Origin of the sequence: Streptomyces niger, from assembly GCF_000718305.1 — a bacterium.
Lineage (GTDB): Bacteria > Actinomycetota > Actinomycetes > Streptomycetales > Streptomycetaceae > Streptomyces > Streptomyces niger.
On record NZ_JOFQ01000007.1, the window covers coordinates 296,120 to 318,465 of the forward strand.

20 protein-coding genes are annotated in these 22,346 nt (G+C 73.3%); 6 read left to right on the forward strand and 14 right to left on the reverse strand.

From position 1 onward, the window contains the following. The first annotated feature begins 19 nt into the window (after window positions 1–19). Complete coding sequence (locus tag IF20_RS15605) at window positions 20–529, forward strand: GNAT family N-acetyltransferase (protein ID WP_199896618.1); 510 nt, start codon at window positions 20–22, stop codon at window positions 527–529. A gap of 146 nt (window positions 530–675) precedes the next feature. Here the strand turns inward: IF20_RS15605 and IF20_RS15610 are convergent, their stop codons facing one another. Beyond that, on the reverse strand, window positions 676–1,203 hold the full coding sequence (locus IF20_RS15610) for a DUF4240 domain-containing protein (RefSeq protein WP_052865945.1): 528 nt from the start codon (window positions 1,201–1,203) through the stop codon (window positions 676–678). Between the two features lie 351 nt (window positions 1,204–1,554). On the opposite strand from IF20_RS15610, the gene IF20_RS15615 reads away from it, so the two are divergent. Continuing rightward, window positions 1,555–2,502 (forward strand): SDR family oxidoreductase, encoded by a 948-nt coding sequence (locus tag IF20_RS15615; RefSeq protein WP_052865757.1) that lies wholly within the window; start codon window positions 1,555–1,557, stop codon window positions 2,500–2,502. 60 nt (window positions 2,503–2,562) lie between these two features. On the opposite strand, the gene IF20_RS15620 is transcribed toward IF20_RS15615, so the two are convergent. The 6 genes from IF20_RS15620 to IF20_RS15645 form a co-directional block, all read right to left on the reverse strand. After that, window positions 2,563–3,627, reverse strand: a complete 1,065-nt coding sequence (locus IF20_RS15620; RefSeq protein WP_110944194.1) for a helix-turn-helix transcriptional regulator — start codon at window positions 3,625–3,627, stop codon at window positions 2,563–2,565. Between the two features lie 452 nt (window positions 3,628–4,079). After that, window positions 4,080–6,767, reverse strand: a complete 2,688-nt coding sequence (gene aceE, locus IF20_RS15625) for a pyruvate dehydrogenase (acetyl-transferring), homodimeric type (protein WP_052865758.1) — start codon at window positions 6,765–6,767, stop codon at window positions 4,080–4,082. Window positions 6,768–7,008: 241 nt separating this feature from the next. Next, a complete protein-coding gene (locus IF20_RS15630) occupies window positions 7,009–7,632 on the reverse strand; it encodes a GntR family transcriptional regulator (protein ID WP_052865759.1) in 624 nt (207 codons plus the stop codon). Window positions 7,633–7,777: 145 nt separating this feature from the next. Beyond that, window positions 7,778–9,511, reverse strand: coding sequence for a 2-oxoglutarate dehydrogenase, E2 component, dihydrolipoamide succinyltransferase (gene sucB, locus IF20_RS15635; RefSeq protein ID WP_052865760.1), 1,734 nt, complete (start codon window positions 9,509–9,511; stop codon window positions 7,778–7,780). 54 nt (window positions 9,512–9,565) lie between these two features. After that, window positions 9,566–10,954: a dihydrolipoyl dehydrogenase gene (gene lpdA / locus IF20_RS15640; RefSeq protein ID WP_052865761.1), complete on the reverse strand. Its 1,389-nt coding sequence runs from the start codon at window positions 10,952–10,954 to the stop codon at window positions 9,566–9,568. Between the two features lie 306 nt (window positions 10,955–11,260). Continuing rightward, a complete protein-coding gene (locus tag IF20_RS15645; RefSeq protein ID WP_052865762.1) occupies window positions 11,261–12,790 on the reverse strand; it encodes a leucyl aminopeptidase in 1,530 nt (509 codons plus the stop codon). Between the two features lie 428 nt (window positions 12,791–13,218). Here IF20_RS15645 and IF20_RS15650 point away from each other — a divergent pair, with 428 nt between their 5' ends. Then, complete coding sequence (locus tag IF20_RS15650; protein WP_052865946.1) at window positions 13,219–14,004, forward strand: endo alpha-1,4 polygalactosaminidase; 786 nt, start codon at window positions 13,219–13,221, stop codon at window positions 14,002–14,004. A 45-nt stretch (window positions 14,005–14,049) separates the two neighbouring features. On the opposite strand, the gene IF20_RS15655 is transcribed toward IF20_RS15650, so the two are convergent. The 5 genes from IF20_RS15655 to IF20_RS15675 all read right to left on the reverse strand — a co-directional run bounded on the left by IF20_RS15655 (window position 14,050) and on the right by IF20_RS15675 (window position 18,912). Beyond that, window positions 14,050–14,865, reverse strand: a complete 816-nt coding sequence (locus tag IF20_RS15655; RefSeq protein ID WP_052865763.1) for an adenosylcobinamide-GDP ribazoletransferase — start codon at window positions 14,863–14,865, stop codon at window positions 14,050–14,052. Further along, entirely contained in the window at window positions 14,862–15,623 is a 762-nt protein-coding gene (locus IF20_RS39195) for a hypothetical protein (protein ID WP_234426666.1), read from the reverse strand. Before IF20_RS39195 ends, IF20_RS15655 begins: the two co-directional genes overlap by 4 nt. A gap of 108 nt (window positions 15,624–15,731) precedes the next feature. Continuing rightward, window positions 15,732–16,820, reverse strand: coding sequence for a nicotinate-nucleotide--dimethylbenzimidazole phosphoribosyltransferase (locus IF20_RS15665; protein ID WP_052865764.1), 1,089 nt, complete (start codon window positions 16,818–16,820; stop codon window positions 15,732–15,734). A 187-nt stretch (window positions 16,821–17,007) separates the two neighbouring features. Continuing rightward, entirely contained in the window at window positions 17,008–17,592 is a 585-nt protein-coding gene (locus tag IF20_RS15670) for a hypothetical protein (RefSeq protein WP_052865765.1), read from the reverse strand. 63 nt (window positions 17,593–17,655) lie between these two features. After that, on the reverse strand, window positions 17,656–18,912 hold the full coding sequence (locus tag IF20_RS15675; protein WP_052865766.1) for a bifunctional adenosylcobinamide kinase/adenosylcobinamide-phosphate guanylyltransferase: 1,257 nt from the start codon (window positions 18,910–18,912) through the stop codon (window positions 17,656–17,658). A 173-nt stretch (window positions 18,913–19,085) separates the two neighbouring features. Between IF20_RS15675 and IF20_RS15680 the strand changes: the two genes are divergently transcribed. After that, window positions 19,086–19,313 carry a hypothetical protein gene (locus IF20_RS15680; RefSeq protein ID WP_052865767.1) on the forward strand — a complete coding sequence of 76 codons (228 nt, stop codon included), beginning with the start codon at window positions 19,086–19,088 and terminating at the stop codon, window positions 19,311–19,313. A gap of 205 nt (window positions 19,314–19,518) precedes the next feature. On the opposite strand, the gene IF20_RS15685 is transcribed toward IF20_RS15680, so the two are convergent. Then, window positions 19,519–20,262 (reverse strand): methyltransferase domain-containing protein, encoded by a 744-nt coding sequence (locus IF20_RS15685; RefSeq protein WP_110944227.1) that lies wholly within the window; start codon window positions 20,260–20,262, stop codon window positions 19,519–19,521. Between the two features lie 50 nt (window positions 20,263–20,312). Further along, window positions 20,313–20,912: a DUF3043 domain-containing protein gene (locus tag IF20_RS15690; RefSeq protein ID WP_052865768.1), complete on the reverse strand. Its 600-nt coding sequence runs from the start codon at window positions 20,910–20,912 to the stop codon at window positions 20,313–20,315. 268 nt (window positions 20,913–21,180) lie between these two features. Here IF20_RS15690 and IF20_RS15695 point away from each other — a divergent pair, with 268 nt between their 5' ends. Next, window positions 21,181–21,966: a PspA/IM30 family protein gene (locus IF20_RS15695; RefSeq protein ID WP_052865769.1), complete on the forward strand. Its 786-nt coding sequence runs from the start codon at window positions 21,181–21,183 to the stop codon at window positions 21,964–21,966. A 55-nt stretch (window positions 21,967–22,021) separates the two neighbouring features. After that, window positions 22,022–22,300: a PspA-associated protein PspAA gene (gene pspAA / locus IF20_RS15700; protein WP_052865770.1), complete on the forward strand. Its 279-nt coding sequence runs from the start codon at window positions 22,022–22,024 to the stop codon at window positions 22,298–22,300. Window positions 22,301–22,346: the final 46 nt, after the last annotated feature.

Here is a 22,346-nt window from a genome sequence, read left to right on the forward strand (position 1 = left end):
GCGTGGCACAGTGACCCGCATGCCCGAGCTGATCGTACGTACTGCCGTGCCCGCCGACGAGGCAGCGCTGGGGGCACTGGACCGGCGGGTCTGGTCGCCGCTGCACTCCGTCCAGCCGCGGCCGGAACCGCCGTACGATCCGTTCTTCGATGCCTGGCACGTACCGGAGGACTTCCTGGTGGCGGTGACGGTGGCGGATGGGTGGATCGCGGGCTACCTGCGCCTGGCGCGGCCGACGCCGCTGGACTGCAACGCGCATGTGCGGCAGATACAGGGGCTGGCGGTGGACGACCGGGCGCGGGGCCGCGGGGTGGGCCGCGCGCTGCTGGCCGCGGCGTTCGACCGGGCGGTGGCGGAGGGCGCGGAGCGGATGACGCTGCGGGTGTTGGGGCACAACGCGCCGGCCCGGCGGTTGTACGAGTCGGCGGGGTTCCGGGTGGAGGGCGTGCTGCCGGGGGAGTTCCTGCTGGAGGGGCGGTACGTGGACGACGTACTGATGGGGCGGAGCCTGAACGGCACGGACGGCTGAGCCCTGGCCGTCGTGCGGATCGCCCCGGCCATCGTGTTGAGCCCCGGCCACCGTGCTGAGCCTCGATCATCGTGCTGAGCCTCGGTCATCGTGCTGAGCCCCGGTCATCGTGGTGAGCCTCGGATGCCGTCAGGAGGCGCTGAGACTCACCAAGAGCCACCGCGGAACCGTTCCCACAGGGCGGGGAAGCGTTCTTCCAGGGCGGCGTCGTCCTCGAAGTCGATGACGGTGCCCAGGGGCTCCCGAGGCGGGGGCGCGATGCCGAGGTCGGGCATCACGGCGCCGGTGAGGCGCTCGTACGCCTCGTCCGCCGCGTAGCCCAGGTCCTCGGCGTCGCCGTCCTCCTCCTCGTCGAAGTCCGGGAGCAGGTCGGCGAGCCGGTCGGGGTCCTGCAGCGCGCCCTCGAAGACCTCGCGGCCCTGGCCGATCAGCCAGCAGCGGAAGTAGTCGAAGGCGTCGTCGCTCGCGCCGTCCAGCAGGATGGCGGCGGCGGCCCACAGGTCCCAGGAGTAGGCGCGGTTGTACCGGGCCTCGAAGTGCCGGGCGAAGTCGATCACGGCGTCGGGATCGCGCCGCATCAGCCGCTCGACCAGCAGATCGGCCTGCTCCTCGGGGTCGCCCTCGGCGGCCTCGCGGGAGTCGTCGATGAGCTCCCAGAACTCCGTCTCGTCCATCACAGGGTCCAGCATCCAGCCTGCCGCCCGGCGACGCACGCGGAGCGCGGGCATCCGTCCGGGTCGTTACCGACACGGAATTCCACGGAAAACCGGACAGGAGGTGACGGGATGCGGTGAGAAAGTCGCGCCACGCGAAAGAAAGAAGGAGTAGAAGTGGGCGCAAAAGCGACGGGGAGCACCGGCAGGGCGACGGACGACGCGGTAGTCACGAACGGCGCGGTAGTCACGAACGGCGCGGAAGCCACGGACGACGCGGAAGCCACGCAAGCTACGGACGTCGCGACAGCGGCGAAAGCCTCGGAAGCCACGGATGTCGCGGCGGCGAAAGCCACGGGAGCCGCGGGGGCGATGGCGGAACGGGCCGGCAGCGTCACAGGACGGTCCGGGGCGTTGGCCGGCAAGGTGGCGCTGGTCGCCGGGGCCACTCGTGGCGCGGGCCGGGCGATGGCCGTGGAGCTGGGGCGGGCCGGCGCGGTCGTCTACGTCACCGGGCGTACGACACGGGACAGCGTCAGCGAGGTGGGCCGGGCCAGCGAGACGATCGAGGGCACGGCGGAACTGGTCACCGAGGCCGGCGGCACCGGCATCGCCGTACGGGTCGACCACCTGGAGCCGGACCAGGTGCGTGCGCTGGTCGAGCGGATCGAGCGGGATCACGGGCGGCTGGACGTGCTGGTCAACGACCTGTGGGGCGGTGACCGGCACGTCGAGTGGGACAAGAAGGCGTGGGAGCACGACCTCGACAAGGGGCTGCGGGTGCTGCGGCTCGGCGTCGAGAGTCACCTGATCACCAGCCGGTACGCGCTGCCGCTGCTGATCCGGCGGCGCGGCGGGTTGCTCGTGGAGGTCACGGACGGCACGGCCGAGTCCAACCGGGAGTACCGCAAGCCGCTCTACTACGACCTGGCGAAGAGCGCCCCGATCCGGATCGCGCACGACCTCGCGGAGGAGCTGGCGGAGTACGGCTGCACGGCGCTCTGCCTCACGCCGGGGTGGCTGCGTTCGGAGGCCATGCTCGACACGTACTTCAAGGTGACGGAGGAGAGCTGGCGGGACGGTTGCGCGCAGAACCCGCACTTCGCGATCTCGGAGTCGCCGGTGTTCGTGGGGCGTGCGCTGGCCGCCCTGGCCACCGATCCCGACGTGGCGCGGTGGAACGGGCAGTCGCTCTCCAGCGGCGGGCTGGCGGGGGAGTACGGCTTCACGGACGTGGACGGTTCGGCGCCGGACGCCTGGCGGTACATCGAGGAGGTCGAGCGGACCGGAAAGCCGGCGGACGTCACCGGCTACCGCTGACCGGCCGCATGGCCCTGTTCGGCTTGATCGTCCAGCTCGGCCGCACCGGTTCGTTCGGCTTCAGCTCCCGATCGGCCGCACCGGTTCGTTCGGCTTCAGCTCCCGATCGGCCGCACCGCCCTGTCCGGCTTCAGCTTCCTGACCGGCCGCACCGCCGTACAGCTCCGCCATGCGCCGTCCCGCCTCCGCGAACCGTGCGCGTAGCTCCGGCGGGGCGAGGACCTCCGCCTCGGGGCCGAGGCCGAGCAGCTGGGAGCAGGCGACATCGGGGGACTCGACGGCCAGGGTGACCGTGATCCGTCCCTGGTCGTCGGGGCCCGGTGCCGCGTCGAGGGCCTCCTGGGCCGCCACGCGGTCGGTGACGTGCGGCAGCCGGCGGGCGCCGGCCGCGGAGAGCCGTACCGTCACCTCGTCCCGGAGGATCGAGCGGGCGAACTGGGCGGCCCGCTCGGCCCAGAAGGCGGGCAGGTCGAAGTCCGGGTCCCGGACGAAGCGGTCGTCGCCGGGGACGGCGTCGACGAAACGGTCGACGCGATATACGCGGTGGGTACCGCGACCGTCCGTCGCACGCGCCGCGAGGTACCAGACACCCGCCTTCAGGACGAGGCCGTACGGCTCCAGGACGCGGGTGACCTCGGTGCCCTTGCGGTCGTAGCGGGCGGTCAGCACGCGGTCGTCCCAGAGCGCCTCGGCGATCGCGGGCAGCAGCTCGGGCGTGGTCGGTTCCTGGTACCAGCCGGGCGCGTCCAGGTGGAAGCGCTGCGCCGCGCCGGTCGCGGCGTCCCGCAGCTCGGGGAGGAGGGCGGCGGAGACCTTCAGGCGGGCGGCGGAGGCGGCGTCGGCCAGGCCCAGTTCGCGCAGCGCGGCGGGCACCCCGGAGAGGAAGAGGGCCTCGGCCTCGCTGCGGCCCAGACCGGTGAGGCGGGTGCGGTAGCCGCCGACGAGGCGGTAGCCGCCGGTCCGGCCGCGGTCGGCGTAGACGGGGATGCCGGCCTCGGAGAGGGAGAGGACGTCCCGGGCGACCGTGCGCTCGGAGACCTCCAGCTCGCGCGCCAGCTCGGCCCCCGTCATCGAGGGCCGGGACTGGAGCAGCAGCACCATCTTGATCAGCCGGGCAGCACGCATGCGCTCATGATGCCGCCCACCACCGACAGTCAGGACCCACCACAGTCGGGCCCCACCACCGACAGCCGGGCTCCCGCCACCGATACGCACACTCGGGCCGCTCACCACCGACAGCCGGGCCGCTGTCCGTCATCGGCGGAAGCGGTCCGGCTGGAAGAGGTGTCCCGTGCGGAGGTCCGGGCGCGGGTGGTTGCCTCCGCACGGGAGCTGTGGGGCGTACGGGCGCGTGGCCCGTACGCCGAGGGTGGCGCCGGGGCTCCCTCACGGCCCCGGCGCCCACCGGGAGGTACGGTCCCGATGCTGACCGGAGCGCTACGGCCCCGGCGTCCTACGGGTACGGCGCGCAGGCCGTACGGGGGCTACGGCCGACCGGCAGCCGTAGGCAAGTACGACCGACAGGCAGTCGTACGGGGGTACGGCCGACAGGCAGCCGCGCCGCACAGGGATACGGCTCACAGGCCGTACTTCTCGGCGGCCTCCTTGACCGTCTCGGCCTTGACCTCGCCGCGCCGGGAGAGCGCCGCGAGCACCTGGACGACGACGGACTGCGGGTCGACGCCGAAGTAGCGGCGGGCGGCCTCGCGGGTGTCGGAGAGGCCGAAGCCGTCGGTGCCGATGGAGACCCAGTCCTGCTCGACCCAGGGGGCGATCTGGTCGGGCACGGCCCGCATCCAGTCGCTGACCGCGACGACGGGGCCCTCGGCGCCGGCCAGCGCGCGGGTCACGTAGGGCACGCGGTCCTCGCCCCTGAAGCGCGCGGCGTCGCACTCCAGCGCGTCGCGGCGCAGCTCCGTCCAGGACGGCGCGGACCAGACGTCGGCCGCCACGTCCCACTCCTCGGCGAGGATCCGCTGCGCCTCAAGGGCCCAGTGGATCGCCGTACCCGAGGCCAGCAGCTGGGTCTTCGGGGCCTTGTCGGTGGCGCCCTCGGCCTGCTTGAAGCGGTACAGGCCCTTGAGGATGCCCTCCTCCACGCCCTCGGGCATGGCCGGCTGGACCTTGGTCTCGTTGTAGACCGTCAGGTAGTAGAAGACGTCCTCGCCGGCGGGGAATTCGGCCGACCCGCCGTACATGCGGCGCAGGCCTTCCTTGACGATCACCGCGACCTCGTAGGCGAAGGCGGGGTCGTAAGAAATGGCGGCCGGGTTGGTGGAGGCGATGAGGTGGCTGTGGCCGTCGGCGTGCTGCAGGCCCTCACCGGTCATCGTCGTACGGCCGGCGGTCGCGCCGATGACGAAACCGCGGCCGAGCTGGTCGGCGAGCGCCCAGAACTGGTCGGCGGTCCGCTGGAACCCGAACATCGAGTAGAAGATGTAGAACGGGATCATCGGCTCGCCGTGCGTGGCGTAGGCCGTGGCCGCGGCGGTGAAGTCGGCGAGCGCGCCGGCCTCGGTGATGCCCTCGTTCAGGATCTGACCGTTCTTGGCCTCCTTGTAGTACAGGAGCTGGTCACGGTCGACCGGGTCGTAGGTCTGGCCCACGGGGGAGTACAGACCGGCGGACGGGAAGAGGGACTCCATGCCGAAGGTGCGGGCCTCGTCGGGGACGACGGGGACCCAGCGCTTGCCGGTCTCCTTGTCCCGCATCAGGTCCTTGACCAGGCGGACGAACGCCATGGTCGTGGCGATCTCCTGGCTGCCGGAACCCTTCTTGAGCGCGTCGAAGGCCTTGTCCGACGGCGCCGGAAGCGGTTTCGGGGTGACCTTGCGGGCCGGGGCCGGGCCGTCGAGCTCCGCGCGGCGCTTGCGGAGGTACGCCATCTCGGGGGAGTCCTCGGCGGGGCGCCAGTACGGCACCGTGTCGCCCTCCAGCGCGCTGTCCGGGATGGGCAGCTCCAGGAGGTCCCGCATGGCGCGGAACTCCTCGCCGGTCAGCTTCTTCATCTGGTGGTTGGCGTTGCGGGACTCGAAGCCCGCGCCGAGGGTGTAGCCCTTGACGGTCTGCGCCAGGATGACGGTCGGCGCGCCCTTGTGCTCGACGGCGGCCTTGTACGCGGCGTAGACCTTGCGCGGCTCGTGGCCGGCGCGCGAGGTCTGGAACAGCTCGATCAGCTTGGCGTCGGACAGGCCCTGGCCGATGCGCCGCAGGGAGTCGTTCGCGCCGAAGAAGTGGTCGCGGATGTAGGCCGCGTCGCGGGTGGCGTACGTCTGGAACTGCGCGTCCGGGGTCTCCCGGAGGCGGCGGACCAGCGCCCCGTCGGTGTCCTGGGCGAAGACCTCGTCCCAGGCCTGGCCCCAGAGGGACTTGATGACGTTCCAGCCGGCCGCGCGGAACTGGGCCTCCAGCTCCTGCACGATCTTGAAGTTCGGGCGGACCGGGCCGTCCAGGCGCTGCAGGTTGCAGTTGATGACGAAGGTGAGGTTGTCCAGACCCTCGCGGCCGGCCAGCGCCAGCGCTGCGGTCGACTCGGGCTCGTCCATCTCGCCGTCGCCCAGGAACGCCCAGACGTGGGAGTTCGAGGTGTCCTTGATCTCGCGGTGCTCCAGGTAGCGGTTGAAGCGCGCCTGGTAGATCGCGGAGATCGGGCCGAGGCCCATGGAGACGGTGGGGAACTCCCACAGCCAGGGGAGGCGCCGCGGGTGCGGGTAGGAGGGCAGGCCCTCGCCGCCGGCCTCGCGGCGGAAGTGGTCGAGGTGCTCCTCGGTGAGCCGGCCTTCAAGGAAGGCGCGGGCGTAGATGCCGGGGGAGGCGTGGCCCTGGATGTAGAGCTGGTCGCCGGAGCCGTCCCCCTCCTTGCCGCGGAAGAAGTGCTGGAAGCCGGTCTCGTAGAGCCAGGCCGCCGAGGCGAAGGTGGCGATGTGGCCGCCGAGGCCGTCCTTGGAGCCGCGCGTCACCATGGCCGCCGCGTTCCACCGGTTCCAGGCGGTGATGCGGGCCTCCATCGCCTCGTCACCGGGGAACTCCGGCTCGTCGGCGGTGGGGATGGTGTTGACGTACTCGGTCTCCAGCAGGCCGGGGAGGGTGGACCCGTCGGTCTGCGAGGCGTGCTCCAGAGCGCGGCGCATCAGGTAGTCCGCGCGCTGCGGACCCGCTGCCTTGGTGACGGCGTCCAGCGATTCACGCCACTCGGCCGTCTCCTGCGGGTCCCTGTCCGGGAGCTGGTCGAGCTGGCTGTACGCGGGGCGTACGGGATCGGGCATGGGTGGCCCCTTTCCGGACGGAGGGAGGGAGGGTGCGAGGTGGTGCTGGCAGGCAGGGTGTCGCGCCCCGCTGACCGACGATACGCCCCTGATCGATGATCGATCAACGCTCGCAGGCGGAAAAACCCCAGGTCGGCACGGGGTGTCGCCGAATTGGGCACCGCGTGCCAGGCTCAGATGAGCCTCCGGAGGCTCACTCCGGTACGTCCGCCGGACCCCTCCCCGGGTCCCTCCGGCACCCTCAGACGCGAGGTGCGCAGCTCAGGACGTGGGTCCGCAGAATTTCGCCGATCTTGGGGTCGCGCCGCCGGAACGCGTCCACGATCTCCTGGTGGTCCTGGGCGTGCGAGCGCGGGTCGGGCGAGAACCAGCGGATCGACAGCGTCGTCCACACCTCCACGCCCAGCGACTCCCAGGTGTGCAGCAGCACGCCGTTCCGCGCGGCACGGATGATCTCACGGTGGAAGGCCACCGTGTGCCGCACCTGTGCCTCGCCGTCCGCCGCGGCGTCGGCCGTGGTGAGCGCCGCCACCTCGCGCTCCAGGGCCGTGGTGTCGTCCGCCAGCCGGCCGGCCGCCAGCTCCGCCGCGACCTGCTCCAGACCCGCCCGGACGGGATAGCTCTCCTTGAGGTCGGCCGCGGTCAGGTTCCGTACGCGGACGCCCTTGTTCGGGGCCGACTCGATCAACCGCAGGCTCTCCAGCTCGCGCAGGGCCTCCCGTACGGGCGTCTGGCTGACCTCCAGCTCCACCGCGATCCGCCGCTCCACGATCCGCTCACCCGGCTGCCAGCGGCCGCTGACGATCCCCTCCAGGATGTGCTCGCGGATCTGCTCGCGCAGCGAGTGGATGACGGGTGGGGTCATGCGGTGCTCCTTAGCGGCGGACGGGCCGGCGCGCGGGACGGGCAGGCCAACGGTTCATTATCTGCGCGGACGCAACGGGGGACGGCCCCGGTTCGTACGAACCGGGGCCGTCCCCTTCGTCACACCTGCTGACGACCGGGCGGGATCAGAGACCGATCTCGGTCTCGAACTCGGCGGCCTCCAGGATCTGCTTGACCGTGGTCAGGTAGCGGGCGGCGTCGGCGCCGTCCACCAGACGGTGGTCGTAGGAGAGCGACAGGTACGTCATGTGGCGCACAGCGATGGTCTCGCCCAGCTCCGGGTGGTCCACGACCACCGGACGCTTGACGGTGGCACCGATACCCAGGATGGCGACCTGGTTCGGCGGCACGATGACCGTGTCGAACAGCGCACCGCGCGAACCGGTGTTGCTGATCGTGAAGGACGCGCCGGACAGGTCGTCCGGGCTGATCTTGCTCTCGCGGACCTTGCCGGCCAGCTCGGCGGTCTTCTTCGCGATACCCGCGATGTTCAGGTCGCCGGCGCCCTTGATGACCGGGGTCATCAGGCCCTTCTCGTTGTCCACCGCGATTCCGACGTTCTCGGAGTCGAAGTAGGAGATGGTGCCCTCGTCCTCGTTGATCCGGGCGTTGATGACCGGGTGGGCCTTCAGCGCCTGGACGGCGGCCTTGACGAAGAACGGCATCGGGGACAGCTTGACGCCCTCGCGCGCCGCGAAGCCGGCCTTGGCCTTCTCGCGCATCCGCATGATCTTGGTGATGTCCACCTCGACCACGGAGGTCAGCTGCGCCTGGCCGTGCAGGGCCTTCATCATGTTGTCGCCGATGACCTTGCGCATCCGCGGCATCTTGACCGTCTGGCCACGCAGCGGCGAGGCCTCCAGGACCGGAGCCTTCGGCGCGGCGGAGGCGGCCGGGGCGGCAGCAGCCGGGGCAGCGGTCTTCGCGGCCTCGGCGGCGGCGATGACGTCCTGCTTGCGGATGCGGCCACCGACGCCGGTGCCCTGGACCGAACCCAGGTTCACGCCGTTCTCCTGGGCCAGCTTGCGGACCAGGGGGGTGACGTAGGCGCCGTCGGGCTCACCGGCCGGGGCAGCCGGGGCCACCGGGGCGGGCTGGGCGGCCGGAGCCGGAGCCGGAGCGGCCGGCTGCGGGGCCGGAGCGGGGGCCGGGGCCTCCTGCTTCGGCGCCTCCTGCTTCGGGGCCTCCTGCGGGGCGGGCTGCTCGGCGGCGGGCGCCGGAGCCGGAGCGGCCGGGGCCGGCGCGGCGGCCGGGGCGGCACCCTTCTCGCCGATGACGGCGAGCTTGGCGCCGACCTCGGCGGTCTCGTCCTCGCCCACCACGATCTCCAGCAGGGTGCCGGCAGCGGGGGCGGGGATCTCGGTGTCGACCTTGTCCGTCGAGACCTCCAGCAGCGGCTCGTCGGCCTCGACCGACTCGCCGACCTCCTTCAGCCAGCGGGTGACGGTGCCCTCGGTGACCGACTCGCCCAGCGCGGGCAGGACAACGTCGGTGCCCTCGGCGGAGCCGGCGGCGGGAGCCGCGGGGGCCTCGGCGGCCGGGGCCGGAGCGGCCTCGGGCTCGGGCTGCGCGGCGGGGGCCTCGGCGGCGGCCGGGGCCGGAGCCTCGGCAGGCGCGCCCGAGCCGTCGTCGATGATGGCCAGCTCGGCGCCGACCTCGACGGTCTCGTCCTCGGCGACCTTGATGGACGCCAGGACGCCGGCAGCGGGGGCGGGGATCTCGGTGTCGACCTTGTCGGTCGACACCTCCAGCAGGGGCTCGTCGGCCTCGACGCGCTCACCCTCGGCCTTCAGCCAGCGGGTGACGGTGCCCTCGGTGACGCTCTCGCCGAGCGCCGGAAGGGTTACGGAAACCGCCATGGTTCCTGTTGCTCCTAACGAATGGTGCGGATGTGGTCGCGCCCGGACTGGGGGTCAGTCGTGGGAGTGGAGGGGCTTGCCGGCCAGCGCCAGGTGGGCCTCGCCGAGCGCCTCGTTCTGCGTGGGGTGCGCGTGGATGAGCTGCGCAACCTCGGCCGGCAGTGCCTCCCAGTTGTAGACCAGCTGGGCCTCGCCGACCTGCTCGCCCATACGGTCACCGACCATGTGGACGCCGACCACGGCACCGTCCTTGACCTGGACGAGCTTGATCTCGCCCGCGGTCTTGAGGATCTTGCTCTTGCCGTTGCCCGCGAGGTTGTACTTCAGGGCGACGACCTTGTCGGCGCCGTACAGCTCCTTGGCCTTGGCCTCGGTGATACCGACGGAGGCGACCTCCGGGTGGCAGTACGTCACGCGCGGCACGCCGTCGTAGTCGATCGGCACGGTCTTCAGACCGGCCAGCCGCTCCGCCACCAGGATGCCCTCGGCGAAGCCGACGTGCGCGAGCTGGAGCGTGGGAACGAGGTCGCCGACGGCGGAGATGGTCTCCACGTTCGTCCGCATGTACTCGTCGACGAGGACGTAGCCGCGGTCCATGGCGACCCCGGCCTCCTCGTAGCCGAGGCCCTGCGAGACCGGGCCGCGGCCGATCGCGACCAGCAGCACCTCCGCCTCGAAGGTCTTGCCGTCGGCGAGGGTGACCTTCACACCGTTGTCGGTGTACTCGGCCTTCTCGAAGAAGGTGCCGAGGTTGAACTTGATGCCCCGCTTGCGGAAGGCGCGCTCCAGCAGCTTGGAGCTGTTCTCGTCCTCGACCGGGACGAGGTGCTTGAGGCCCTCGATCACGGTGACGTCGGTGCCGAAGGACTTCCACGCCGAGGCGAACTCGACGCCGATGACGCCGCCGCCCAGGATGATCGCGGACTCCGGCACGCGGTCCAGCGTCAGCGCGTGGTCCGAGGAGATGATGCGGTTGCCGTCGATCTCCAGACCCGGCAGCGACTTCGGCACGGAGCCGGTCGCCAGCAGGATGTGGCGGCCCTGGACGCGCTGGCCGTTCACGTCGACGGAGGTGGGGGAGGACAGCCGGCCCTCGCCCTCGATGTAGGTCACCTTGCGGGAGGCGACCAGGCCCTGCAGACCCTTGTACAGGCCCGAGATGACCTCGTCCTTGTACTTGTGGACCCCGGCGATGTCGATGCCCTCGAACGAGGTCTTCACACCGAACTGGGCGGCCTCACGGGCCTGGTCCGCGATCTCACCGGCGTGCAGCAGCGCCTTGGTGGGGATACAGCCGTTGTGCAGGCAGGTCCCGCCGAGCTTGTTCTTCTCGATCAGGGCGACGTCCAGGCCGAGCTGCGCCCCGCGCAGGGCAGCCGCGTAGCCGCCGCTACCGCCTCCGAGAATCACTAGGTCGAAAACGGTGCTGGCGTCGTTCGCCACGTCACGTCCTCCATGCATGGATACGCCGGAGCCGGTCTCCGATGACCGGACGGCGGCTGTTGTTCGGCCGCTTGTCTACTTCGGCCCTGGGTAAGGGGGGCCCTGTCCTGCCAGGCCCCATCTTCGCACTTGTTGAACACGGACGGGACGGCGGGCCGGGCTCCGGGCCCGCCGATCGGCTGCCCGGACCGCGTACCCGGCCGCACGACCGTACGGATTTCGTCGAGAGCGAACAGCGGCGTCCGCGCGCGCGAGAGGCCCCGGGCGCAGCGCCCGGGGCCCCGGAAAAGCTGTCTGCGCCGCAGGTCAGAGCAGGTCGCCCGCCGCGGTGCGCTCGGCCAGCCGGACCAGGGTGCGGACCGCGGAGCCGGTGCCGCCCTTGGGGGTGTAGCCGTACGGCGCGCCCTCGTGGAAGGCCGGGCCCGCGATGTCCAGGTGCGCCCAGGCGATGCCCTCGCCCACGAACTCCTTCAGGAAGACGCCGGCCAGCAGGCCGCCGCCCATCCGCTCGCCGATGTTCTTGAGGTCGGCGACGGGGGAGTCCAGGGTCTTGCGCAGTTCGGCCGGCATCGGCATCGGCCAGGACTCCTCGCCGACCTCTTCCGCGATCTCGTGGATCGAGGTACGGAAGGCGTCGTCGTTGGCCATGATGCCGAAGGTGCGGTTGCCCAGCGCCACGACCATCGCGCCGGTCAGCGTCGCGACGTCGACGATCGCGTCCGGGGCCTCCTCGGAGGCGCGGGTGATCGCGTCGGCCAGCACCAGGCGGCCCTCGGCGTCGGTGTTCAGGACCTCGACGGTCTTGCCGCTGTACATGGTCAGCACGTCGCCGGGGCGGGTGGCCGTGCCGGAGGGCATGTTCTCGGCCAGCGCGAGCCAGCCGGTGACGTTGACCGGGAGGTTCAGCCGCGCCGCGGAGACGACCGCGGCGAACACGGCGGCGGCGCCGCTCATGTCGCACTTCATCGTCTCGTTGTGGCCGGCCGGCTTCAGGGAGATGCCGCCCGAGTCGTAGGTGATGCCCTTGCCGACCAGCGCCAGGTGCTTCTTCGCCTTGGCGTGGGTGTGGCTGATCTTGACGAGGCGGGGCGGGTTCTCCGAGCCCTGGCCGACGCCCATCAGGCCGCCGTAGCCGCCCTTCTTCAGGGCCTTCTCGTCCAGCACCTCGACCTTGAGGCCGTACTCCTTGGCCGCGGCCTGCGCCTCGGCGGCGAAGGTCTTGGGGGTGAGGCCGTTGGAGGGCGTGTTGATCAGGTCGCGGGCGCGGTTGATCTCCGCGGCCACCGCCTGCGCACGCTCGGCCGCGGCCTTGTGGGCCTTGTCGCGCGGCTTGGCGCCCAGGACGGCGACGTCGGCCAGCGGCGCGGACTTGTCGGCCGCACCCTTCTTGGCGTCCCCGTTGCTGCGGTACGCGGTGAAGCTGTACGAGCCCAGGAGCGCGCCCTCGGCGATCGCGGCCACCGCGTCGGCGTCCTCGACCGGCAGCGCGAAGGCGCCCTTCTTGGAACCGGTCAGCGCGCGGGCCGCGGCACCGGCGGCGCGGCGCAGCGCCTCGTTGTCGTAACCCTCGCCCTTGGCCGGAGCCTCGCCCAGGCCGACCGCCAGCACGACCGGCGCCTTGAGTCCGGAGCCGCCCGGGACCTTGGTCACCTCGCCCTCGGCGCCGCTCGCGCCCAGGGTCTCCAGGACGTCGGCCAGCTTGCCGTCGAAGGCCGCGTCCACGGCCTCGGCGCCGGGCGCCAGGACGGGGCCCTTGTCGCCCTTGGCCAGGCCGACGACGACGGCGTCCGCGCGCAGCGTCGCGGCGGAAGAAGTACTGAGGGTCAGTGCAGTCACGGTATTGAAGGTCCTGTTCCGTCCGGGGAATCCATGGGCGCTCGTGGCGCCGCTGGCGCCGAGCCTACGCTCGGGTGCCCTGCCCGGTCCCGCCCGATGCCATACCTTTCCCCGGGCCGACCGGCCGAAATGCGGCCCGTTGCCATGAACTCCGCCGTTTTTACCGTCACTTGGATGACATCGGGGCGGGAAACGGATTCCTGCCGGGGGGCGTGGCGCCGGCCCGGGCAACCGTCCGGTACCGATCACCGTCCCTCAGGACGGACGCGTACCCGCGCGCACGACTGCATCACAGGAAAGTTGAGCACCCCTCAGTGGAACGACCCGCAACCGCCCGAAGACTGTTGTCCCGCCGTCCCCGCCGGCCCGGCCGCACCCGCGTCCGGCGCGGCACCCGCCGGGCGCCCCTCCTGCTCGGCGCGGCGGGCCTGGTGCTCGCCCTCGTCACGGCCTGCGGCACGGCACCGGTCGGGGACGGGGGCGGGGAAGGCGGCACGAAGGACCGGGCGGCGGGGGAGCGGTGGCAGCCGAAACCCGGTACGGACTGGCAGTGGCAGCTGACCGGCCGGCTCGACCGCACCGTCGACGCGCCCGTCTACGACATCGAGGGCTTCGACCACACCAAGGCCACCGTCGCAGGGCTGCACCGCGACGGCCGCAAGGTGATCTGCTACCTCAGCGTCGGCGCCTGGGAGGACTGGCGGCCCGACGCCGAGGACTTCCCGAAGTCCGTCATCGGCCGGTCCAACGGCTGGGAGGGCGAGCGCTGGCTGGACATCCGCCGGACCGACGTGCTGGAGCCGCTGCTCGCGAAGCGCTTCGACATGTGCCGTGACAAGGGCTTCGACGCGATCGAGCCGGACAACGTCGACGGCTACCGCAACCGCTCCGGCTTCCCGCTGACCGCCGCCGACCAGCTGGAATTCAACCGCATGGTGGCCCGCCTCGCGCACGAGCGCGGCATGGCGGTCGGCCTGAAGAACGACCTCGACCAGATCCCGCAGCTGGTGAAGGACTTCGACTTCGCGGTGAACGAGCAGTGCGCCCAGTACGGCGAGTGCGACCGGCTCACCCCGTTCATCCGCGCCGACAAGGCCGTCTTCCACGTCGAGTACGAGCTGTCGCCGGACCGCTTCTGCGCCACGTCCGAGAAGCTGAAGCTCAGCTCGCTGGAGAAGAAGATGGACCTGACGGCCTGGCGGCGCACCTGCTGACCGGCTGACCCGGGCGTCGGCCGGGGGCCGGCGCGGGCACGGCCGTCAGCCGAGGGCCAGGACGACCACGGTCACCAGCCCGGCGGTCTCCGCCAGCCCGCCGAAGACGTCCCCGGTCACCCCGCCGAGCCGCCGCCGGCAGTGCCGCAGCAGCAGCTCGGCGGCGCCCAGGCCGAGCAGCACCGCGACGGCGGTGTGCAGCGCCCCGTACGGCCCGCCGTACGCCCCGAGCCCCGCGGCGGCGGCCACCACGAGCACCAGGACGGCCACGACGGCGGCGACCCGGCCGGGCACCGTCCCGGCGACCGCGGCCCCCAGCCCCTCCGGACGGGCCGCCGGCACGCCGGTGCGGGAGGCGAGCGTGAGGGCCAGCCGGGCGGTGACCGCCCCGGCCACCGCCGCCACCGCGCCCGCCGCCCAGCCGGCCGCGTACAGCTCGGACACGGCGGCGACCTGCGCGAGCAGGGCCAGGAGCAGCACGATCACGCCGAACGGGCCGATGTCGGACTGCTTCATGATGCGCAGCGCGTCCGCCGCCGGCTTGCCGCTGCCCAGCCCGTCGGCGGTGTCCGCCAGCCCGTCCAGATGCAGGCCGCGGGTGAGCGCGGCGGGCACCGCGACCGTGCCGACGGCCGCCAGCAGCGGGCCGCCGCCGAGCAGCAGCAGGACCGTGCCGAGCGCCGCCGCGCACACCCCGACGACCAGCCCGGCGACCGGCGCGCAGAGCATGCCGCCGCGGGCCGTCGCCCGGTCCCAGCGGGTCAGCCGCACGGGCAGCACGGTCAGCGTCCCGAAGGCGAACCGCAGCGCGTCGGCGGCGGTCGGGGGGCCTGCGGGGGGTTCGGTGGGGGCGGTGCTCATCGCGGCAGGCTAACCCGCGGCCAGCGCGCGGCGGCCGCCCGGGCCTCCGCCGCCCCGCAGCCCGCCAGTACCGCCACGATGGCCGCGAGATGCTCCCGGCCCGCGAGGTTGGGCGCGAGGGCGACCTCGGCGACCATCGCGGCCACCACCAGCGCGCCCGTCGTCCACGCCCGGTACCGCCAGCACACCGCCACCGCGAGACCGACCACGGCGGCGGACGGACCGGCGTCGACGACCTGCCCGTCCGCGGCCGGCAGCCCGAACGGGACGTCCGGCCCGAGGGCCACCCCCACGCGTGCGTACAGCGTCCCGGCGAGCGAGGCGGCGTAGGCGATCAGCAGCATCCGGCGCCGCCCCAGTACAACCTCGGCGATGCCGAAGACCACCAGGATCTGGGCCAGCGCGCCCCACACGGGCAGGTCGAGGGCCGGCACGAAGAGCGACAGCGGCGTACGCAGCAGCCCGGTCCACAGCGGCTGGTCCGCGCGTACGGCGCCGAGCTGCTGGACGGCCCGGTAGCCCCAGTGCTGGTGCTGTGCGAACTGGCAGAACGCGGTGAGGGCCAGCGCGGCGAGCGTCATCGGGACAGCGCGCAGCACTCCGGCGCCGAGCGCGGGCCGCAGCGCCGCCAGCAGCGGCCCCCATTCGGCGCGCACGGCGCGTTCGAGGCGATCACGTATGAGCGGGTCGACGGCGCACCACCGGGCGAGGACGTGGGGCGGCACCTCCCCCGCAGGGCGGTACCGGGTCCGCGCCATGCTGCGCCGACCGTAGGACTAGACCGGTCCACGCGGCGGGAGGTTGAGCGGGCCGCTCGTGATCTGCACCTCGGCCCGCCCGGCGGAGCCCGTACCCGTGAGCGGAGGTCAGCCGTCCGTGGCGGCCTGCTCCGGCGCGTCCTCGGCCGCGGGCTCGCGCACCGGCAGCTCCGCCGCCAGCGACGCCGCCGCCTGGGCCAGGGGGAGGGCCAGCAGGGCGCCGGTGCCCTCGCCGGCGGTCACGCCGTGGTCGAGCAGCGGCGTGAGCGCGATCCGGTCCAGCGCCTTGGCCTGCGCGGGCTCGCCACTGGCCTGGCCGGCCAGCCACCAGTCCGGCGCGCGGAACGCGATCCGCTGCGCCACCAGCGCGCACGCCGCGGAGACCACGCCGTCCAGGATCACCGGCGTCCGGCGGACCGCGCTCTGCAGCAGGAAGCCGGTGGCCGCGGTGAGGTCGGCGCCGGCGGTGGCGGCCAGCAGCGCGAGCTGGTCGCCGAGCACCGGACGGGCCCGGCGCAGCGCGTCGCGGATCGCCGCGCACTTGCGCATCCAGGCGAGGTCGTCGATGCCGGCACCGCCGCGCCCGGTGACCACCGAGGCGTCCGTGCCGCACAGCGCGGCGATCAGCGCGCCCGCCGCCGTGGTGCCGCCGACGCTCAGGTCGCCGAGCACGACCAGGTCCGTGCCGGCGTCCGCCTCCTCGTCGGCGATCAGCATGCCCGCACGGAACGCCTGCTCGGCCTCCTCCGCGGTCAGCGCGTCCTCGATGTCGATCCGGCCGGAGCCGCGCCGGACCCGGTGCCGGGTGACGTCCTCGGGCAGCTCGGCGGGGTCGCAGTCCAGTGCCATGTCGACCACGCGCGGCGCGGCGCCGAACCGGCGCGCCAGCACCGCGGCCGGGCTCGTTCCGTCCAGCACGGCGCGCACCAGGTCGGTGGCGCTGCCGGCCGCGCGCCCCGAGACGCCCAGCTCCGCCACCCCGTGGTCGCCCGCGAACAGCACGGTGCGGACCCGGTCCAGGGGTCGGACCGGCACCTGCTGCTGGACGGCGGCCAGCCAGTCGCCCAGCTCGTCGAGGCGGCCCAGCGCGGCCGGCTGCACGAGGCGGCGCTCGCGCCGCTCCTCGGCGTCCCGGCGCCGGCCGCCGTCGGGACGCTCGATCAGGTTCGCGAAGTCATCGAGGTTCAGGGCGCTCATTCGGCGCAGGTTACCGGCAACGCGCCACCTGGCGCGCGGCCGGCCGGGGCACGACCGCGTACGGCCGCCGGGCGGCCCCCGTACGCGGCTGCCCGTACGCCCTGGGGCCGACGGGTGCGAGGTCCGCGGGCGTATGTGCGCGCGGGCGGCCGGGGCGCGACCGTGTACGGCCCGGTGCGGGAGTTGGTCAGCGTCCGAAGCGGAACTCGGTGAGGGCGGGGGCGGCGGCTTCGCGGGCGCCTGGCGGATGCAGGGTCCGGACGCCGGGCCGGTCGTCGACGGCGGCCGCGAGGTGTCGGAGCGGGGCGTCCAGCAGCAGCGTGGAGCCGGGCAGCCGGCGGGCGCACAGCGCGCACAGCTCCTGCAGCCCCTCCGCGGCGGGCGGCGGCCCGAAGGCGAGCACCAGGACCCCGAGGGCGGGGCGGGCGACGGCGGCGGGCCAATGGGGCGCGGTGGCACGCCCGGTGAGGGTGCGCCACCGCGGGCCGTCCGGCAGCAGCATGCGGCGCAGCGCGGCGGTCGCCGGCTCCTCGACGGTCAGCCAGCGCAGCTGCCCGTTGTCCACCCGCCAGAAGCCGGGGTCCAGGCCCTCGCCGAGCGCCACGACCGTGGCCTGCGGGCGGTCGCGCAGGTACCGGCGCACGGCCTCGTCGAACCGGCCGGCGGCCGGGCGCGCGGCCGGGCCGGCGGGGCGGGTGCGCCAGGTCTGCGGGGTGAGCCGGGTGCGCCGGGTGGGGCCCACGGGCGGGGCGCCGTCGGAGGGCGGTTCCATGCCGCCAGATGACGGTACGCGGCGCCGTCCGGCAAGCGGGACACGGGCGGGCGTCCCCGCGCGTCACCCGCGCAGCGTAATGGCCTGGCCCGCGACGACCAGCAGGACGTGCTCGCACTCGGCGGCGAACGCGGCGTTCAGGCGGCCCAGTTCGTCGCGGAAGCGGCGTCCGGCCGGGGTCGCGGGGACCACCCCGGAGCCGACCTCGTTGCTGACCGCGACCAGCGGCCTGCGGGTGGCGCGCACCGCGGCCACCAGCTCGTCCGTCCGCTCCCGCAGCGCCCGTTCGCCGCCGTTCGCCCAGGTCTCGTCGTCCCAGGCACCCACCTCGTCCATGGCGTGCGTGAGCCACAGGGACAGGCAGTCGATCAGCAGCGGGGACGCGGCGCTCTTCTCCGCTCCGGGCCCGTCACCGGCCTCGTCCTCGCCGGCCAGCAGGGGCACCAGGTCGCAGGTCTCCGCGGTCCGCCAGGAGGCCGGGCGGCGCTCGCGATGCGCGGAGACCCGCGCCGCCCACTCCGTGTCGCCGTCCCGCAGCCCGCCGGTCGCGACGTACAGCACGTCGGGGAAGGCGGCGAGCCGCCGCTCGGCCTCGACGGACTTGCCGCTGCGCGCGCCGCCGAGCACCAGCGTCCTGCGCGGCAGGTCGGGCACCGCGTGGTACTCGCCGACCAGCAGCGACGTGCCGTCCGGCACCGCGCGGGCGCCCAGCGCCGCAAGCCGCCGGTGCAGTTCTGCGCCGGGCGGGGTGTCGTGGTCGATGTGCACCGCGAGCACGTCGGTCGTCGCGTCCACGGCGCCGCTCGCCCGCAGCCGGGCCAGCGCGTCGGGCCGCCCGAGCACGTCCAGCACCACCATCTCGTAGGGCCCCTTGCCCTCGGTGGCCCCGGTGACCCCGGCGGCCCCGGCGGGCGCGGCCCCGGGCGGCAGGTACAGCAGCCGCTCGCCGTACGGGCCGCCGATCTCGTACCCGGTGCCCGGTACGTCCACCGCCACCGCCCGCACCCGGTGCCCGTCCAGCAGCGCCAGCTCCCGCCCGTCCGCGACCCGGCCCGGCTGGGGGACGCCGGTGGGGACCTCGACGGCGGGTCCCTCGTGCGGGTGCGTCAGGAGCACTTGCCGCACCCCTGTGAGCGACTGGCCTGCACGGGCCGCGGCGAAGGCGGCCCCCGGGGTGAGGTCGAGGAGCAGGGCGCCGTCCAGGAGCAGTGCGGTGGCCGCCCGCGCCGCGCCGCCCGTGGCGCCGGCGCAGGAGGCGCACGGGCAGCCGGGGCGGGGCAGCCCTTCGGGGGCGCCGGTGCCGAGCAGTGTCAGTTCCACCCGCCGATTTTCTCCTGTCCGTGGCCGCCGGGCGCGCGGGGGGACGTCTCGACACGGCCGTTAGGCTGCTGATCAGTACGACGGGACATGACACCTGAGCGGCAGAACAGGGCATGACCACTGCACGGCACCAGCACGAGCAAGCACGTACCCGGTGGGACCAGGAGGCGGACATGGCGTGGACGTGGCGGTTCGAGAAGGCCGACGGTACCGAGGCCGGTGCGGGGACGGACCCGGAGGACTTCTCCACGCAGGGGGACGCGGAGTCCTGGATCGGCGAGGAGTGGAAGTCGCTCCTGGACTGCGGTGTGGACCAGGTGACCCTCTTCGAGGACGGGGCGAAGGTCTACGGTCCGATGAGCCTGCACGCGGACGAGGGCGCGGAGGCCGCGGAGGCCTGAGCGCCGACACGGCACGGCAGAGGGGCGGTGGGCTTCCGGGCCCGCCGCCCCTCGTCGTCCCCCGTCGTCCCTCGCCGTCCCTCGTCGTCCCTCGGCGCCCCTCGTCGTCCCTCGGCGCCCCTCGTCGTCCCTCGGCGCCCCTCGTCGTCCCTCGTCGTCCCTCGTCGTCCCTCGGCGCCCCTCGGCGCCCCTCGTCGTCGTGTTGTCAGCCGCGTACGCCGCAGACGTGCAGCAGGGCCGCCACCGCACGGTACGGGTCGGTGCGCCCGGCGCGCTCCTCGGCGGCCAGCAGCCGGGTCAGCTCCTCGGCGGGCGGCGGCACCGCGTCGTCGGCCGCGAGGTCGGTGAAGAGCCGTACGCCGTACCAGGCGTGCAGCGGGGCGCCGATCCCGGCGAGGGTGGCGGTGAGCGTCGACAGCCGGTCGGCTCGGGCCGTGAGGCCGAGCCGGTCCTTGTAGCGCGGCGAGTCGAAGGCCTCCGACGCGGTGTCCCAGTCGCCGGAGAGTCCCGGGCGCAGCGCGAGTGCGTCGGCGTTGGGCACCAGGACGGACAGCAGGCCGCCGGGCGCCAGCACCCGGGCGAGCCCGGCCAGCATCGGGTCGGGATCGTCGACGTACATCAGGACGCCGTGGCAGAGCACCACGTCGAAGGTGCCGGCGGGGAAGTGCGCGCCGGTGTCCCGGCCGTCGCCCTCGATCAGCCGGACCCGCTCCTGGATGCCGGCCGGCTCGCCGGCCAGTGAGGTGCGGGCCGCGGCCAGCATCGTGGGGTCGGGCTCCAGGCCGGTGATGTCGTGCCCGGCGCGGGCCAGGCGCAGCGCCTGGGTGCCCTGGCCGAGGCCGACGTCCAGGACGCGCAGCCGCTGGCCCACCGGGAACCGTGCGGAGATCTGCTCCTCCAGTTGGCGGGCGATCAGCTCCTGCCGGACGGTGTTCCGGAGTCCCCCCAGCTTGCCCAGCCAGGGTTCGGCCCCTCCGGCAAAGCCGGAGGAAGCGGTGCTCAGGGCCGCTCTCCCCGCTTGACCTGCGGCTTGGGCAGTCGCAGTCGGCGCATCTGGAGGGTGCGCATCAGGGCGTACGGCTTGACGCCCTTGAGGTTCTCGTTCGGGAAGCGGTCCTTGAGGCGCTTGGTGAGGCCGATCCACACGGCGATCGAGTCCAGCACGATCAGCAGGATCACGACCAGCCACAGGATGAGCGCGATGCTCTGGATCTGCGGCACCCGGACCATGGTCAGCACCAGGATGATCACGGCCACCGGGAGGAAGAACTCCGCGACGCACCAGCGCGAGTCGACGTAGTCGCGCGCGAAACGGCGGACCGGGCCCTTGTCCCGGACCGGGAGGTACCGCTCGTCACCCTTGGCCAGCGCCTCGCGCTGCCTGGCCATGTCGGCGCGGCGGGCCTCCCGCTGGGCCTTGACGGCCTCCTTGCGGTTGGCCGGCGCCGACTGCGCGCGGGCGCGGCGCTGGGACTGCGCCTGACTGCGCTTGGGCGTCGGGCGGCCCTTGGGGGCCTGCGGGTCGCGGGGCTGCTGGGGCTGGTCCGCGGTCACCTTGGAGGTCGCGGCCTGCTCTTCCTTCGAACGGCTTCGGAACACAGGACCCAAGGGTACGCGGTCGCCCTCGGTGGGCCAGAGCCCGAGGGGAACGATCCGGCAACGGCCGGGCGGGGTACATGTACCCCACCTACTCCCTGCGCCTGAGAGAAGGAGCTGCGTGATCGTCCTGCAGGAGGAGCACATCCGGGTCCAAGCAGTGCGGTAATGGAACCGGGGCCCGTACTGTGGGGTCTGTAGATGTGCTGGAGCCGAAGCCCGAAGTAACTCGGTGAGAAGGGGGCGCGCGAGGCCCATGAGCGACGGTGTCATGAAGCGGATGGGGATGATCTTCCGCGCGAAGGCCAACAAGGCCCTGGACCGGGCCGAGGATCCGCGCGAGACCCTCGACTACTCCTACCAGAAGCAGCTGGAGCTGCTCCAGAAGGTGCGCCGCGGCGTCGCGGACGTCGCGACCTCCCGCAAGCGTCTGGAGCTCCAGCTCAACCAGCTCCAGGGCCAGTCGTCCAAGCTGGAGGACCAGGGCCGCAAGGCCCTCGCGCTCGGCCGCGAGGACCTGGCCCGCGAGGCGCTCTCCCGGCGCCAGTCCCTGCAGCAGCAGGTCACCGACCTGGAGACGCAGCACCAGACGCTGCAGGGCGAGGAGGAGAAGCTCACCCTCGCGGCGCAGCGCCTCCAGGCCAAGGTGGACGCCTTCCGTACGAAGAAGGAGACCATCAAGGCCACCTACACCGCGGCCCAGGCGCAGACCCGGATCGGCGAGGCCGTCTCCGGCATCTCCGAGGAGATGGGCGACGTCGGCCTGGCCGTGCAGCGCGCCGAGGACCGGACCGCGCAGATGCAGGCCAGGGCCGGTGCCATCGACGAGCTGCTGGCGTCCGGCGCGCTGGACGACCCGACCGGCATGGCCAAGGACGACATCACGGCCGAGCTGGACCGGATCTCCGGCGGCGGCGACGTCGAGCTGGAGCTGCAGCGCATGAAGGCCGAGCTGGCGGGTGGCAGCGCCGGCGGGCAGCAGGCGATCGAGGGCGGTCAGGGCGGCCAGGCCCAGCAGGCGCCGCAGCAGGACCAGCCGCGCTTCGACAAGCAGTGACCGGCGGACGCGGATAGCCTCATCGGGACGCCGGACCGGACCAGAGGAGACCGTCATGATCGTACGGATCATGGGCGAGGGGCAGGTAAGGGTGGCGGACAGCCACTTCATCGAACTCAACAAGCTGGACGACGAACTGCTCGCCGAGATGGAGCGCGGCGAGCAGGACGCCTTCCGGCGGACCCTGGGCGCGCTGCTCGACGCCGTGCGCCGACTGGGCGAGCCGCTGCCCGAGGACTCCCTGGAGCCCTCCGAACTGATCCTGCCCGGCCCCGACGCCACCCTCGAAGAGGTCCGCGAGATGCTCAGCGACGACGGCCTCATCCCGGGCTGACCCGCCCGGCACACCGGTGATCCGGCCCCGCCCGACGCGGACCGCG